General features: G+C 37.8%; 6 protein-coding genes. 4 read left to right on the top strand and 2 right to left on the bottom strand.

The window, feature by feature from the left end; all coding sequences use genetic code 11:
* The first annotated feature begins 129 nt into the window (after positions 1-129).
* Positions 130-9,477 (top strand): glycine rich domain-containing protein, encoded by a 9,348-nt coding sequence (locus BR73_RS0110875; protein WP_033165539.1) that lies wholly within the window; start codon positions 130-132, stop codon positions 9,475-9,477.
* 381 nt (positions 9,478-9,858) lie between these two features.
* The gene (locus BR73_RS0110880; protein ID WP_033165540.1) at positions 9,859-10,881 is read left to right on the top strand and encodes a helix-turn-helix transcriptional regulator; all 1,023 of its coding nucleotides are present in this window, start codon (positions 9,859-9,861) and stop codon (positions 10,879-10,881) included.
* A 51-nt stretch (positions 10,882-10,932) separates the two neighbouring features.
* Here BR73_RS0110880 and BR73_RS0110885 read toward each other — a convergent pair whose 3' ends face one another.
* Positions 10,933-11,595 carry a hypothetical protein gene (locus tag BR73_RS0110885; protein ID WP_156034686.1) on the bottom strand — a complete coding sequence of 221 codons (663 nt, stop codon included), beginning with the start codon at positions 11,593-11,595 and terminating at the stop codon, positions 10,933-10,935.
* A 100-nt stretch (positions 11,596-11,695) separates the two neighbouring features.
* The gene (locus BR73_RS0110890) at positions 11,696-12,385 is read right to left on the bottom strand and encodes a hypothetical protein (RefSeq protein WP_033165542.1); all 690 of its coding nucleotides are present in this window, start codon (positions 12,383-12,385) and stop codon (positions 11,696-11,698) included.
* A 268-nt stretch (positions 12,386-12,653) separates the two neighbouring features.
* On the opposite strand from BR73_RS0110890, the gene BR73_RS0110895 reads away from it, so the two are divergent.
* A complete protein-coding gene (locus BR73_RS0110895; RefSeq protein WP_033165543.1) occupies positions 12,654-13,271 on the top strand; it encodes a hypothetical protein in 618 nt (205 codons plus the stop codon).
* Between the two features lie 58 nt (positions 13,272-13,329).
* Positions 13,330-14,229 (top strand): hypothetical protein, encoded by a 900-nt coding sequence (locus BR73_RS0110900; protein WP_033165544.1) that lies wholly within the window; start codon positions 13,330-13,332, stop codon positions 14,227-14,229.
* The last annotated feature ends 10 nt before the right edge of the window (positions 14,230-14,239 follow it).

Here is a 14,239-nt window from a genome sequence, read left to right on the forward strand (position 1 = left end):
TATTTCGTCTGAAATAGAGATTTTCTGCAAAAAATGTAAATAAACACCTTAATCTAAAATTTTCCATCATATTATATCTGAGAAATACTTTCAATTAAGAAACAGATTCATAAGAGGGGAGATTAAAAAATGTTTCATAATTTCAAAGTAGTTTTAAGAAAGATATTTGGTGTTAAATGCAATAGCAGGAAATTAAAGATTTTATTAATTGGAGTAGTATTCCTATGCTGTTTTTCCGGTTTTTTGATATGGAAGAATATCAATGCATACGGTGATGACGGTTATGCGGTCGGTTCTAACGGTAGCGCTGTGCTTCCGCATACTACAAGTGGAGATATTGATATCTGGCCCATAACAGAACCAGTGTTTATTGTGCAGTTATATTCTAAAATAGATGGAATGAGTACAGATAATGGTTCTTACGATGGGCTGGTTGAATCTATTAAGACAGTGATTCCTTATGCTACTGAGGATGCTATGTGGCTTTGCTCCAATCTTCTATCCGATTATATGATTCGTCATAATTTCCATACCAGTGAGCAGGTATATTTTGCAAGAAAAACGAGTTTATCCTTAACACAGTTGAACCTTGTTGGCGGTAGGAGTAATCCAGATGCCTTAGGAAGAATTAAGTATTTATCAAGAAATAAAAATACAACCTTTGGCGGTAATATTAATCAAGGAGTTTTCTATAAAGAAATCCTGGATCTATTTATAGCAAATAACCGGAGCATGGCTTTGCTGGCGAAAGACAGTGAGTTTTTAAAGTACCTAAATACAGACGATGAGTCAAAGTTAACGAATTCCTTAGAGTTATGGTCCTACATAACGGATGTCAAAGTAATTCCGGTAGGAGGCGGTAGTGAGTATGAAATTTATATTAAGGAAAAGATTGACGAATTCCTGCATGTTAAGGAACTTTATGATGCAGGACTGGATTTTAATAAGTGGAATGATTCAAGTACATCAAAATTTACAACCAATGGATATACGATTACGGCAGCTGACTGTTTTAATTTGCGATACCTGGATTTATTGATGACCCTGAATATAATATCGAATAACAAAACCTATTGGTCAGATGGGATAAAAAGTTTCATGACCGATAATAACGGAAGCGCAAATATTTCCATAACACAGGGAATAATAGGGAGATTAGATAGTGTAAGTACCGAAGGAGGCAATGTTGAACCGGCAACTGTTTTTATGTCTTGTAATGACTTGACACAGGATGCATACCGAGTACAGAAAAATTACAATTTATCAGATTTGATTGCATCAAATACTGTTTATGAAAATGTAAACAAAACGGATTATATCAATCGGTTGAAAGCAGCAGTAAGCTTGTCAGAATCAAATACATATTATACGGATTCGATTTATTCCTCTAATATTATAAGCAGAGTTATATCCGAAAGAGTGAGATCCGTTGTAAATAATAGGCTGAGTTGGGGAAGTTCAAATAATCCGTTGAATCTGAGTGGTTTCTTAAAGTTTAATTTTAAAGGTGATACCTGGGATGGGACTAACTGGGTGCTTGAACCGCCTATAACCACACTTGCTATAAATTATCAGGCAATTCTAACGTTAAACTCAAAAGACCTGGATAAAATTAATAAAAAAGTCAAAAAAGAGTATAAAAAGGATAATAGCATAATTGATTTAGTAAAATATTATGTCGATAGAAGGGCACAGCAAAAACAAACCGTTATTACAGATGACGATGTTAACTTACAGGTAACATTAAAGGCACTTACATTACAGGGCAATAGTCAGGGGCAGGAAAATGCCATTGATGAGTGGACTACGTTTATAAAAAAGAATAATATTACGGAGTTCAGATTACTGATCAAACTAAACAGAAACTTTAATGGTACAGCCTTTACCAGTATTCCAATTGAAGGCAGAGATTTTAAGCAAATATATACCAACAATGTTGAATGGTGTACTTCTACTGATTGGGAAACAGTTACTTCAGAAAAATTTTTGGAACTGTTACGGGGGAAAACCCCGCTTGGCCAATGGTCTGATGATACTATCAGTAAATTAAAAGTATCAGATAAGGAAGAAAAGAATATTATTTATGTAGCGAAAGTCTATATCCAATACAAAGCAACTGATAAAAAATGGTATTACACCACTGGAAAAGCGGATGAAACTGCAGAAAAGGATCTTATTGAAGCGGAGGATATATCTAAAATCCCGGATATACGGTTAACCAATAAAGTTGAAATAAAATATACCTGGAACAGGCTTCCTGTATACTTAAACTTCCCCAGCAGCAGCTGGCATTCAGAGGAGCCGGCATTAGCTTATGCAGAATTAAAAGAAGGCTCTATCTACAATGAAACCTTTGAAGCAATGGCAGGAGTTCCGTCTACCCGAACACTGTATTTTTCCTCCGGCGGTAACGAGTTTATGGTGGATTTAAGGGTGGATTACGAACCAGATAGAACGGCAATAAGAGAATATATCAGCCATTATAATGGAATTGAGTGTGAATTCAAGAAGAATGACCAGTTAAAAGGAGGGACCGGCTCCTATAGCAAAACAGAGGCTTTTGTAGGGGATGGCTCAGGTAAGACAATCAGTAAGAATGTTGTTGCCGAATCCTCTAAAATAGTTGAGCCTGACGGAAGCAAAACAAAGAATATAACCGTCAACAATCATGCAAGTAATACGGATTTATGGGCAGAGTGGAAAGGAACCATTGGAAACGGTACACAGGAACCTGCGGATATCGGTAAATTCAATCCGGGTAAACCGGGAACTCCCTGCGCAGGCCTTGGCTTTGATCCGGGAACCTTAAGAACCAAAGACGAACCCAGTACCAGCTGGGAGGTTGATACCTATAATCAGAATTTGGAGCAGGCTATCAGTTGGGCAAAAGCAATGGAAGCAACCAATAGCACTTACACTGTACAAAAGATTGCGGACAGTGATGGACAGACCAGACAATATCAGGTTGGAAACGCGGTAATAACCGTTACTCTGAACGGAGGAGATAACAGCTATGCGAATACTAAGCAAAGAAGTTATAGCGGAGGAAACTATACCTCTTCCAGTGCTGCAGGAGCTTCCTTAACCAGTTCTGATAAAGGAAGATTGGGCAGCGGTTGGGGGTGGAATGCCGGTAAATTAGGTGTAGGAAGCGGTTACTCCGATTGTGGTCATGGACACAATGCATCCGGTTGGCATGTAGAACCAAAAGAGGCAGTACCGCCGGATGAAAACGGTAATGGCGGCAGCCCGGCTGTCCCGGGAGTTAAACATTCACATAACTGCGGAAGCTATACTCCTGGCCAGGATATAACCCAGGGAGCCTCCAGTATTATAGATTATACAATAAAAGTTACCTTTCAAAATGGTACTTTAAAAGCTGAGAATTATGACGGTAACAGTTCGGATGTAACAGCAGCCATCCAAACAGGTTTAACCGGGATTCCCGCTCATGCACTTTGCGGTCCCTGTTGTATCCATGATCTGCCTGCCATTGAAGATGTCTGGTATCAGGAGGTGACTTATGACACTATCCAGATTACAAAATGCAATGTATATAAGATAGAGAAGGGGTATGTTACTGATATGTCAGAGATAACCTATGACAGTGATAAAAATCTGATAGCAAGTATCACCCAGGGGGATCCGAATATTTTTTATAACATAGCTGCAGACAATCAGCCTGAATTCTGGGATGAGAAAATAACCAATGCGTCAAAGATAGGAAGGATAAGGTACTCACTGCAGGAAGCGCAAGGTGATAGGGTATATTATGAAGAAATGTCAAAAGGGGACGAGAAACGTACAAACAAGTGTGATGGGTTAAGCAGGGTGCAAAGTCCGCAAAATCCGGCACCTCTGGCGAAAAAGGGACATGAACTGGGGTTTGCCAGCGGAATTCTATACAGTAACGGTAGTACCTCGGGTTATGGGAATGCTCCCGGCATCTCCATAACGACAGAGGATTTTGTCTCTGACAATAAAGCAACTTCAGCTACGCTTAAACCGGCATATATGAATAAACTGGATTCAAAGGATCTGCTTACGGATGAATGGAAACGTTTCTATACAAGGCGTACCCAGGAAGTAACGGCTACTGTTATATCTGATATGCTTATTTTGCAGACCTCCAGCGGAGATCAAAGTCCTGTATATTATGAAGAAATAACAAAAGCAAAAGCACAGGAGGACTTTCCTTCTCTTCAGGCCTCTGGGGATGTGAAGAAAGCATCTACCCAGGACGAGATAGACAGAAAATGGCTGAAGATGTGGGAGAATAATGGATTCACCTTTGCCAATACCAAGCCTGATGCGATTAATATTGGATCTTATAATGGAAAATATAATTTAACAGCAGCAAAATACCAGGGAACCGGGAAAAAAGAAAAAATAACTACCAGATTTGATAATGACATGGCCATATTTTCTAGTGCAGCAGATGAGCTGGGACTAGCGACAGTAAGGAGCAGCCAATCTTATAGCAAGCCTGTTTATGGAGCAGCTAATATCTCTTCACCGGGTAAATCCCAGGCTCGTATGGACAGAGTAACAGATCTGTTAATATATATTGATAAGATCAAACAGAACCCGATCAATAAAAATGCTCAATATGAAACTGGAGAATCCTTTGTATTCTACCGTCCTGTCTTAAAATATAAGCTGACTGGCGAAGAAGCAAAACTGATTACAGGCGAAGAGGTAATAAAGGATATATTTTCGGAAGCTGAAAATGAAGTACTGAAAGGGGCAGGTTATAAGTACGGTCCGGGACTGCTTTATAAATCGAGATACTCAGCTTATGACGATGGGCTGGAGGATAAGGTGAACAATATTATTGTTTTAGATGCGGTATCCACACAAAATGCCATGATAGTGAAGTCGGAGGTGGAAGATCAGCGTACAGAGGAGGGCATCGTAAAAGATGCTATGGATACCTTAAAGGCACTGGAGAAATGCCCCGGAACTCCGGAGCTATGTGAATACCGTTATCTTAGCTGTAAGTATACTCTTGACACCACCAGTCTGTCATTCAACTTTGAAGATAAAATTACAGAAAGCAGCAATTCGGGAGAGAAGGATATCTATAGTTCCTACGACGGGCAAATGATAGCGAGCAGTATTAAAAATAAAGACGGGGCCTTTCCAGCCTATGAACTTCCAAAGGGAACAGAATTAACTTCTGGTGATAGCAATTACAGTGGTTTTGGAACAGGAGGATTCATAAAAATAACAGGGAACGGAACAAGGTTACAATTGCCCTTCAATGATTGTAAGATCAGCAGAAATGGCAGCTCCAGGGTACAGATTTCGGCAGATGTGTTTATTCCTGTTAGGCCGGAAAATAATATGATGCTCTTTTCCATTGGCGGAGTTGGTTTATACCTTCCGAGAGGCGGAAGTTCACCTGCCTTTATTACGAGTAAAGAAAAGACCAGGCCAGGTACTGTAACAAACATTGTAGGCAGAAAAGTAAAAATCACGGTTACCTTCAGTCTTGGATCTCTTTATGACTGTGAACTTGAAGTAGATGGAATCAAAGTTATAAGTCAGATTACCAGCGGAGTTACGGAAGAGCAGATTGCGGAAGCAGCCATAGAGGATGATATGAGAGGCAGCAGTGTTAATGTGGGCAGCTGGGATTTTGACAATTCCTTCAGTACGAATTTTTATTTGGATAATGTTATCGTCAAAAGGTGCGGAGGAATACTGGAGCATACAGCAAGCTGCTATACGACCTACAAAAAGGAAAGATCCTTTTATCAGGATACTTTTAATGGGCTTACATCCCTTAATAACAGTATTGACTGGACAAGAAACCAGGATGACGGATACTCCTATGATGTTATAACTTCCTTTTCCAAACATGTGCATGATACTTCCTGTCTGACTCAGAGTAGTGAAGGTTATCAAATTGCCCTGGCTGAGGCAAGGGAAGGAAACTGGGACACTTTAAAAAAGGAACTGGGAACTGAACTTTTTGAAAAGCTGGTTTCAAATTTTAAAATCGATGTGTCAAGTGGTAGTACAGGCAATATAAAAAGCGGTGATATCCTAAATTATTCTTATTCCGGTAATGTACAGACAGTAATCCTGCCAAAGGGAATTTACACCTTAGAAACCTATGGTGCCCAGGGTGGGAATGACAGCACTGCCGGTGGAAATGGAGGATATGCGAAAGGTACACTGACACTTTTAAAAGCATCTACCTTATATCTTCTGGTGGGCGGTCAGGGTGCCAGTAGCGCATCCGGTGCCGGCGGTGGATATAATGGAGGTGGACATGCAGGCACAATCGGGTCCTCCGGAGGTGGTGGAGGAGCTACCTCCATAGCAACCGCTAACGGAAGTTTAAGCTCCCTGCTGAAAAATAATGAAACTAAAAATAAAGTGCTTCTGGTTGCGGGAGGCGGCGGTGGTGCCGGCAATAACCATACCGTAACCTCAAATACACCGTCTACCATTCCTTACACCGGAAATTCAAGTTATACGACCAGAAACGGAACCCTTGCAAAATCATTTATTGCAGCTGGGAATGGTACGGTTACATTTAAATCAACGGATTTCACGGCGGATCCTTACGGATTTATATATGTTTACGATTCCACTGGGGCTTTAAGGAGCAGTACTTCTGATGATGATAGTGGCGGCAGCCTGCACTTTTCCTGCAGTGCTACTGTATATCAGGGAGACCGAGTTGAATTTTATGCAGGAGCCTACCGTGATTCAGGCTCCTGTAACTGGAAGATTGAGTATACAGTTTTATCCTCCACAACTACATATGCTGTAGGTGCCGGAGGTTCCGGAGGTGGTCCTGCCGGAGGAAACGGCGGTGAAGTTTATAATGCTCAGTATAATGGAATAGGAGGTTCTTCTGCTTCTTATTATGATCTTGGACAGGGACAGTCACACACCGGAGACGGAGGAGGTGGTGGAGGAGGCTACTATGGCGGATTTGCTGCCGCTGCTGATGCAGGAGGCGGCGGAGGTTCGGGATACGTTTCCTCACAACTGACAGGTGGATCATTAAATAATGGTATTAACAGCGGTAACGGTAAGGTTGTTATTACTGTTCTGGAAGCAAACCGTTTTCCAGATGAAACAGAACTGTTTCATTTCATAAAGTCTGAAATGCACCTTATTCCTGATTGGGTAACAACGGACGGAGTAACAATAGTCAATCCCATCTGGGATTGCAGGTTGATTAATAATACCGAAAAAGTATATACGGTGCAGACACTGCTGACATGTATGGAACCCCATCATTCAGGGGGGCACTATGATTATTCCAATGATATTTGCTGGAGTGCCTGCGAAAAAAATGAAAACCATAAAACCACCATTGAGGAAACAATTGATGCCAATGGAGTTAAAGTAGAGCAGGCAGCTTATATAGCCCTGGATAATTTTTTTAAAGTGTATTTCCCTAATACAGGTGATTTTTATGGCAATGGGGCTTATGGTATACCGGAGCCTGTAATCAGCAGAGGCAGGGGATACAGCCAGAATATGGATACCACAGAATGGACGAGGGAAAAGTATGTAAAGTTTGACTATGATGTTTTATATGAGAGGAATGGAGTGTGGGAAAATCACACAGCAGGAGAATGGATTTCTTTGGAAATCGTAGATAAAACAACAACAAGAAAATATGCATTAAGCGATGGTACAACACTCAAATTACAGGGAAATACTTACCTGTTTGATATGACCAATCATTTATTGAACTATAACGGAGGTAGTACGACCTTATTGGAAGGCGGAACCCTGGCTGTAATTGATGGTAAGATATTTGAACTAAATAATGACGGTACGGTTAATGTAAGCTCTCCAAAAACAGAGTACAATTTTTATTGCCTGCTGGCTAATGATGAGGTATCCTGTGCGGAAGTTCAGTATGCAGTAGAAGGGATTAATTATAACAGGCAGAGCAGTAAGGAGATGCCTTATGCGAGTGATGGTATATATCAAAATGAATTCAGTGTTTATAATTACGGTAATTTATATGCTACCAATAAACAGAGGTTTTATAATTTCACAGCGAAGCATACTGCCGCCAAACTGGCCTATCTTGATATTGTCGGACGTATTGGTAATTTTATTATTGAAGATACGGATGATATGCGTTTTAGTAATTTCTTTAAAAAACCAATTGCAGAAAACCGCAGTGATTGGTATATTGAAGGAATTATCTCAAACGTAGACAGTTCCATAACTGAAAATTATTTATCCTGGCACAGAAACTCTGCCGGGTATCCCCTGGCTGTGGATGTACGGGGTGAACAGGTTAATGAAGCAAATGGATACTATAATACCTGGGGAACACAAGGGTGGACAGTGAAAGCCAATAGTCAGAGTATGGGAGTTTCTGCAGATAAGAATACAAAAGCAGCCTTACAGGAGCAACAGCTTAAGCTTGGTTATAATGTTATGTTTGATATTACGTCGCTAGGCAATTACAATCAATATTTGCAGGTAATTCCATATTTTTATGCACTTAACACCAGCACCAATGAAATGATTCCTGTCGATATATATATCACTGATGATGGTGTTACAAGGCCCATTAATTATTTCGGACTCTATTCTGAATATATGGATGATAATGGAAATTATCTAAAAGGTTATGAGGAATTATCGAAAAATCTATATCGATATAATATGTATTTAAACTGGACAAATGAAGCAGCCAGAAGGAATTATACATCAGGTGGCATGGAATCTCAGGTTACTGACCGGGTAAGGGATTATTTTACAGAGGAGGTTTATGGTTCTAACGGAGAAATTACAGGCTATAAATATCTGACAGTACCCTATGGTAACTATTTTAATCTGGGAACCATACAATGCCTTCAGCCGGGACGAAGAGCCAGAACCTTTGTAGGAAACAGTAGTGTAACAGCAATAAGGCAGCAGGCTGCAAGACTGGGAATCACTGTTAACGGTATCAATGGAGGTATAAATACCAATCTAAACGGAGCTTACCGCAATGAAATGTTTTATCGCCAGGCACAAAGATGGCACCTGACATTGGGACTTCCGTCCTCCGCTGTATTTACTGCCTATAGGGAGAAGGGAGTGCATATAACGCCCGAAGACGAGTGGTATGAAACCTCTTATATCCAGGAAGGCAAGACAAAGACGAAACAGTTCTCCAAAGTATTCCTCTTATCAAAGACAGGTAATAATGAGTATGCAATTGGAGATAGATTTCAGCTTGATGGCATTGAATATACGATTACCGGTAAATACAGTGCCGGAAAGGAATTCAATGGTAATAATGATTATGTAATCATAATGACTGCGGACATAAAAGCAATCGGAGAAGTATGGAATTTAAAGTATGAAACCGGTGATGACAATGGAAACATTAGTATCAGAGGGAAAAAATATCATTTTGGCAGCAGCATTCCGACATTTATAGCAGCATACGATACCGTATCCTCATTAGTGGATATATCAACAGAACATACACATTAAATCTATAAATGATACATATTCATATCAATTAAACCTATAAATCATACATATTCATATCAATTAAATCTATAAATTATACATATTAAATCTTCAAATCATACTTACAGAAGCTGTTTTAGGGAGTATTCATAAACAGCTTCTGTTTTGCTGCTTGGATGGAATTCATTTCCTCAGAACATATAGGTTACATTTAATAGCCTTACCTTCGCCAGATATAAAATGCCATATAAAGAAGACTATTACTATATTTAAAAGAAAAACAAGTAATCAATCTAGAAAAAAACAGAAAATATGAAAAAATACTACAAATTATAAATAAATCTGTCATATTAAAAATAAAAGAAAGTTTAACAGATGTAGGGTAACAAGGGGGAGTTTATAATGACAAAAGAAGATTTATTTGCAGCAAAAGGGGATAGTATTAAACTAAAGTTTATAAGAAATAACCTTGGATTATCTATTGACGAGTTTTCTAAAAAAACCGAAATAAATCTTAGTTTTCTAAATCTTCTTGAAAAGGGGTATCTGCCGTTATCAGCAAGAGATAAGAGAAAAATTGGAGAAGCTTTCGATTTGCAGGAAAATTGGTTTGATATAGTAGATGTAAGTGAATTTCAGGAATCCAATGACATAAGTTCAACTGATAATAATGAGCTTAAAGAATCTACTAAGTCGACAGAAGCAACTATTCCAGCAGATAAAACCTTATCATTGCACAACATAACTATAAACTCCGGTGATGCCTTAAAGACAATCCGAACTGCAATGGGTCTGTCAAGGAAGGATATTGCAGATGCGATTGATATTACATCAGTTCAGATAGGATATATTGAAACGGGTAAAAGAACCTTGACGGATAAGGTGAAAAATAAGCTGAATGAGTATTTCCGAACGAATTCAATAAAGCTGAGCGATTTGTATGCAAAAGATCAAGAAATCATCAAACAATTACTTGAGAGTAAAGAGGAGTTACAGGATAATAAAAAGGATAGTCTGACCGATGAAGAAATATTAAATCAGGTAAGAATGATAAAAAGCAGGAAAGAATACACCCAGGCTGCCATTTCTGATAAATCAGGGGTAAACAGAAGTCAGTTCAGTCTGATTGAAAACGGCAAGATGCAACTAAATCGACGAATCAGAGAAAAATTATTGGATTTTATTGAGTCGGAAGCGGAGCTTGATAACAGCGTCACGAGACAGGAGGTTTCAGGAAAAACCACAGCAGTGAATTACTCTGAGTTAACCGTGGTTCCCGAAAATAAAGATATTATAAGAGATTTTACAAAAGACTTTACTACCAATAAATACGAACTTATTAAAGTCATAGACTCCATGAAGAAATCAAGAGATGAATTAATACTGAATATAAATATGCTGGAAAAGGTTGTAAGTTATATGTGATATAATTATGTAAGGAGGCATAATTGAAAGAGCATAATATGTGCTGCTTCCTTACATTTTTTTAATTTTTCTTTTTCTTCTGTATTTATTTTTTCGAGATCTTATTCTGTAGATATTTAAAATTGTTCCCAATAAAATAAAGATTCCTGCTATTGCTATTAATTTATAGAGTAGTACCTGCTGATTCAGATTCAGATAAATAGAGGTACTCAGTTGAGCCATAATACGAATTTCTTGTGTATCTTTGTCTGCCGCCAACGATAAAGCCTCTGGATTATCTATAAAATTAATTACGTCTTTTATCAGCGCATCACTGCCATAAGTCATATAGTTTAAAGTTGTGAATAGTAATTCGCAGGTTTTATATAAAGAAATGGAAGAAGTCTTGAATTCTATAGCTTTGTTATAATCCTGAATTTCGACAAGTGATGACCTTAATCTATCAAGAGCTTCTGGGTTATCCGTTCCGCTTTTGGCAGCAGAAGCTTCATCAGAAGAATTTATGTTGTTAATGCTTTCAAAATATTGTTTTTTCAATGAGGCTGATTGATTAATAATATCAGAGGAGATTTCCATTTTCATACAAGCAATATCGGTAAAATAAGAAACTTCATGTACATATTTCTTACCAAAACAGGTCTCGTAATCTTTATTCACAGTATTAAATATAACTTTAGCTTTTGCATTTATGTGAGCCAGACTTAGTATGGGCATCAGAATTGCTGTTATGGATATTAATATCATACATATATTACAGGCTGTAAACAGTACCTTGGATGATTTTCGGACATTCATATAATCTAGCTCCTATATCTCAGACACTTATGATATGTTTTATTTTTGATTTCAGTTTCTTCTCTTTAAGAACGGATTCGAATCGATAAAACTGAAAATATAATTCATTTTTTTGATTATTGGGCAGAGCGCAATGTACAAATTCAAGGGGACTTTCGAAGAGCTCCATGCAAACACCTGACAGGCGGAACTGCCGCAGAGTGGACATAATCTTAGGGTTGGAAAAATAGTAATAAATTTCTTCTATGGAGGAGAAAGTAAAGTACTCCTTTAACAGATATTGAAGACATATACAAGCTCTGAGTTCACCTCCGGAGCCGTTAAAAAAGTTCTTAGTGAATTTTCCGTTTTCCTGTCCGAGAACTCTTTGGTATGAAAGAATCACAAGATGCCTCATATTGTAAGGAACATCATTAGGGTACAACAGGTGAGCCACATAAAAACAGTCCTTACGGGTAAGTTCTTCCGGAAAAATGAGATATTTATAAGGGGTTAGTAAATGGAGGCCTTTGATAATATCCATATTGAGAGTTTCTGCTGTTTCTGCCGGAGTCCAACAGAGAATATTTTCAATGGCATAACGAAAAATGGCAAGTGCTAATTTATGATTGTTATAATCATTGTAACAGAAGAAACTTGAGGACAGATTGACTCCTTCGTCCTTTAAAAGAATTTTTTCATACTCAGTGATAATAGTTTGCGTATCCATAATCCCCTCATCCTTTACATATAGTGTATTTCTAATAATATGACAGATAAAAACATAAAATGCAGAATTATAGGACGTTACTGGGGCTAAAGTACTAGAAGGGAAGATGGGTTTCGGAAAAGAATGTAAAATGTGGCCAATAAATTTGATTTATTTTACGTTTTCCTGTAAGGAATTGTACCTAAGTATCTGTTTTTTTACACAATACAAAAAAAATCAATCATATTGTATTAAAATCACTGACTTATTTAGAAAAGAGGAATGGTATATGTTTTTGAGAATAAAAACAAAAATCTATATGTTAAAAACAAAAAGTAAAATTGTTTTAATCATAATGTTAATCCTGGCAATAGGTGCAGTTATCATAGCAGGTTTTATGTTAAAGGCTAAAAAGACGGACCTGCCTGCTGCAGGGAGAACAAAAACAGAGGAAGAGGGTTTTCAGGAGAAAGACAATTTACAGGAGGGTATCAGCGGGCGTGATATCAAAAACAAATACAAGGAAGTGAAAGGCAAAGACTTTGCATTACTTGTTACAACCAATGATCTATTAAAAGGGATAGATGAAGGTGAAAAGAAAGAGTATTATCGATATATTTTAGAAAATGATAACAGTAACAGAATTAGTCTGATCAAAGACGAAGAAGGAAGTTACCGGGATGCAGTTTTTATTAATTATAACAGGCTGTTAAAAGATACAGTTGTCATGAAAGATATCTCAGGAGGTTATATAGCACCTTACGGATTTTCAGACAAGAGTGAAACTAAATTTAATAAATATTCTGAAAGCAAGTCTATTGCAATTGAAGAGGAGGCTGTGTTTTCGGAATACCCAATTTATGATGGAAGCTATAATGAAATCGGAATTCTATATATCGAAAAATAAAATTGATACCATGTTAGATAAAGCAGGGTAAAAAGGTTAAAAAACGGAGGATAAGTATATGGATGAAATCTTAGAGAACAATGTTAAGAAAAGTAAAAAAGGGAAAGGTCCAGCAAGGGTAAAAAGGAGAAGTGGTAAAATATTTTTTATAGCTATATTAGGTGTTCTTCTGCTGGCAGCAGGTACCCGGTTATTTTTCTATTTTTATGGGGATAACAAAGCATCACAGGTAATAAAATTTGACACAGAAGAAGTAATGAGAGTAAATAATGAAAAAGTTGTGATGAATGAATTTTTGCTGTATGCAGCAGATGTTTATCAGGGATATAATCTGCAAAATGAGGCCGATTGGGATAAGGAAGTGTCTGATTCGAGTAACAATACAATAACTTTTGAGAAACAGGTAAAGGGAACTATTTGTGAACAGATCAGAATGACAAAAGTTCTTTGTCTGAAAGCCAAGGAGGAAGGAATCGTCCTTTCAGAAGATGAGAAAAATATACTGCTGGAGAATGCCAACACTTATTATGGAGATTTGAATGCGGCAAAAGTAGTGGATAAGACCTTAACAATTGATCTGATAGCAAAATTTTATGAAGAGAATGCTTTGGCACAAAAAGTTTATAACAGTATTATTGACAGTTACGATGAAAGCCAGGAAGCAGTAGAAGAGAATAACAGCGGGAATAGTGAATTATCAGCCGGAGAAATGTACTTTATAGAAAAATACCATGATCTGGCAGAGGAATATAATGGGGAATACGATTATTATACTTCGATTAACTGGGGCTTGTTAGAACAGTTATCTTTTGCTGAAATAGGAAAAGATGATACAGAAAAGGCACAATCAGCAGAAACAGATAAGTCTGTGATAAATAATGCAATAACAGATAAGGCCCAGGAAGCAACCCAGGAAAATACACAAGAAACCAACCCAGGGGAATCGACTGGAAATTAATATACATAAT

Origin of the sequence: Clostridium sp. KNHs205, from assembly GCF_000702945.1 — a bacterium.
Taxonomy (GTDB): Bacteria; Bacillota; Clostridia; order Lachnospirales; family Lachnospiraceae; genus Anaerocolumna.

Excerpts from the sequence above, each read along its gene's own strand:
- BR73_RS0110885 (WP_156034686.1), bottom strand. The coding sequence starts at position 11,595 with ATGCCCATACTAAGTCTGGCTCACATAAATGCAAAAGCTAAAGTTATA.
- BR73_RS0110890 (WP_033165542.1), bottom strand. The coding sequence starts at position 12,385 with ATGGATACGCAAACTATTATCACTGAGTATGAAAAAATTCTTTTAAAG.
- BR73_RS0110900 (WP_033165544.1), top strand. The coding sequence starts at position 13,330 with ATGGATGAAATCTTAGAGAACAATGTTAAGAAAAGTAAAAAAGGGAAA.
- BR73_RS0110895 (WP_033165543.1), top strand. The coding sequence starts at position 12,654 with ATGTTTTTGAGAATAAAAACAAAAATCTATATGTTAAAAACAAAAAGT.
- BR73_RS0110875 (WP_033165539.1), top strand. The coding sequence starts at position 130 with ATGTTTCATAATTTCAAAGTAGTTTTAAGAAAGATATTTGGTGTTAAA.
- BR73_RS0110880 (WP_033165540.1), top strand. The coding sequence starts at position 9,859 with ATGACAAAAGAAGATTTATTTGCAGCAAAAGGGGATAGTATTAAACTA.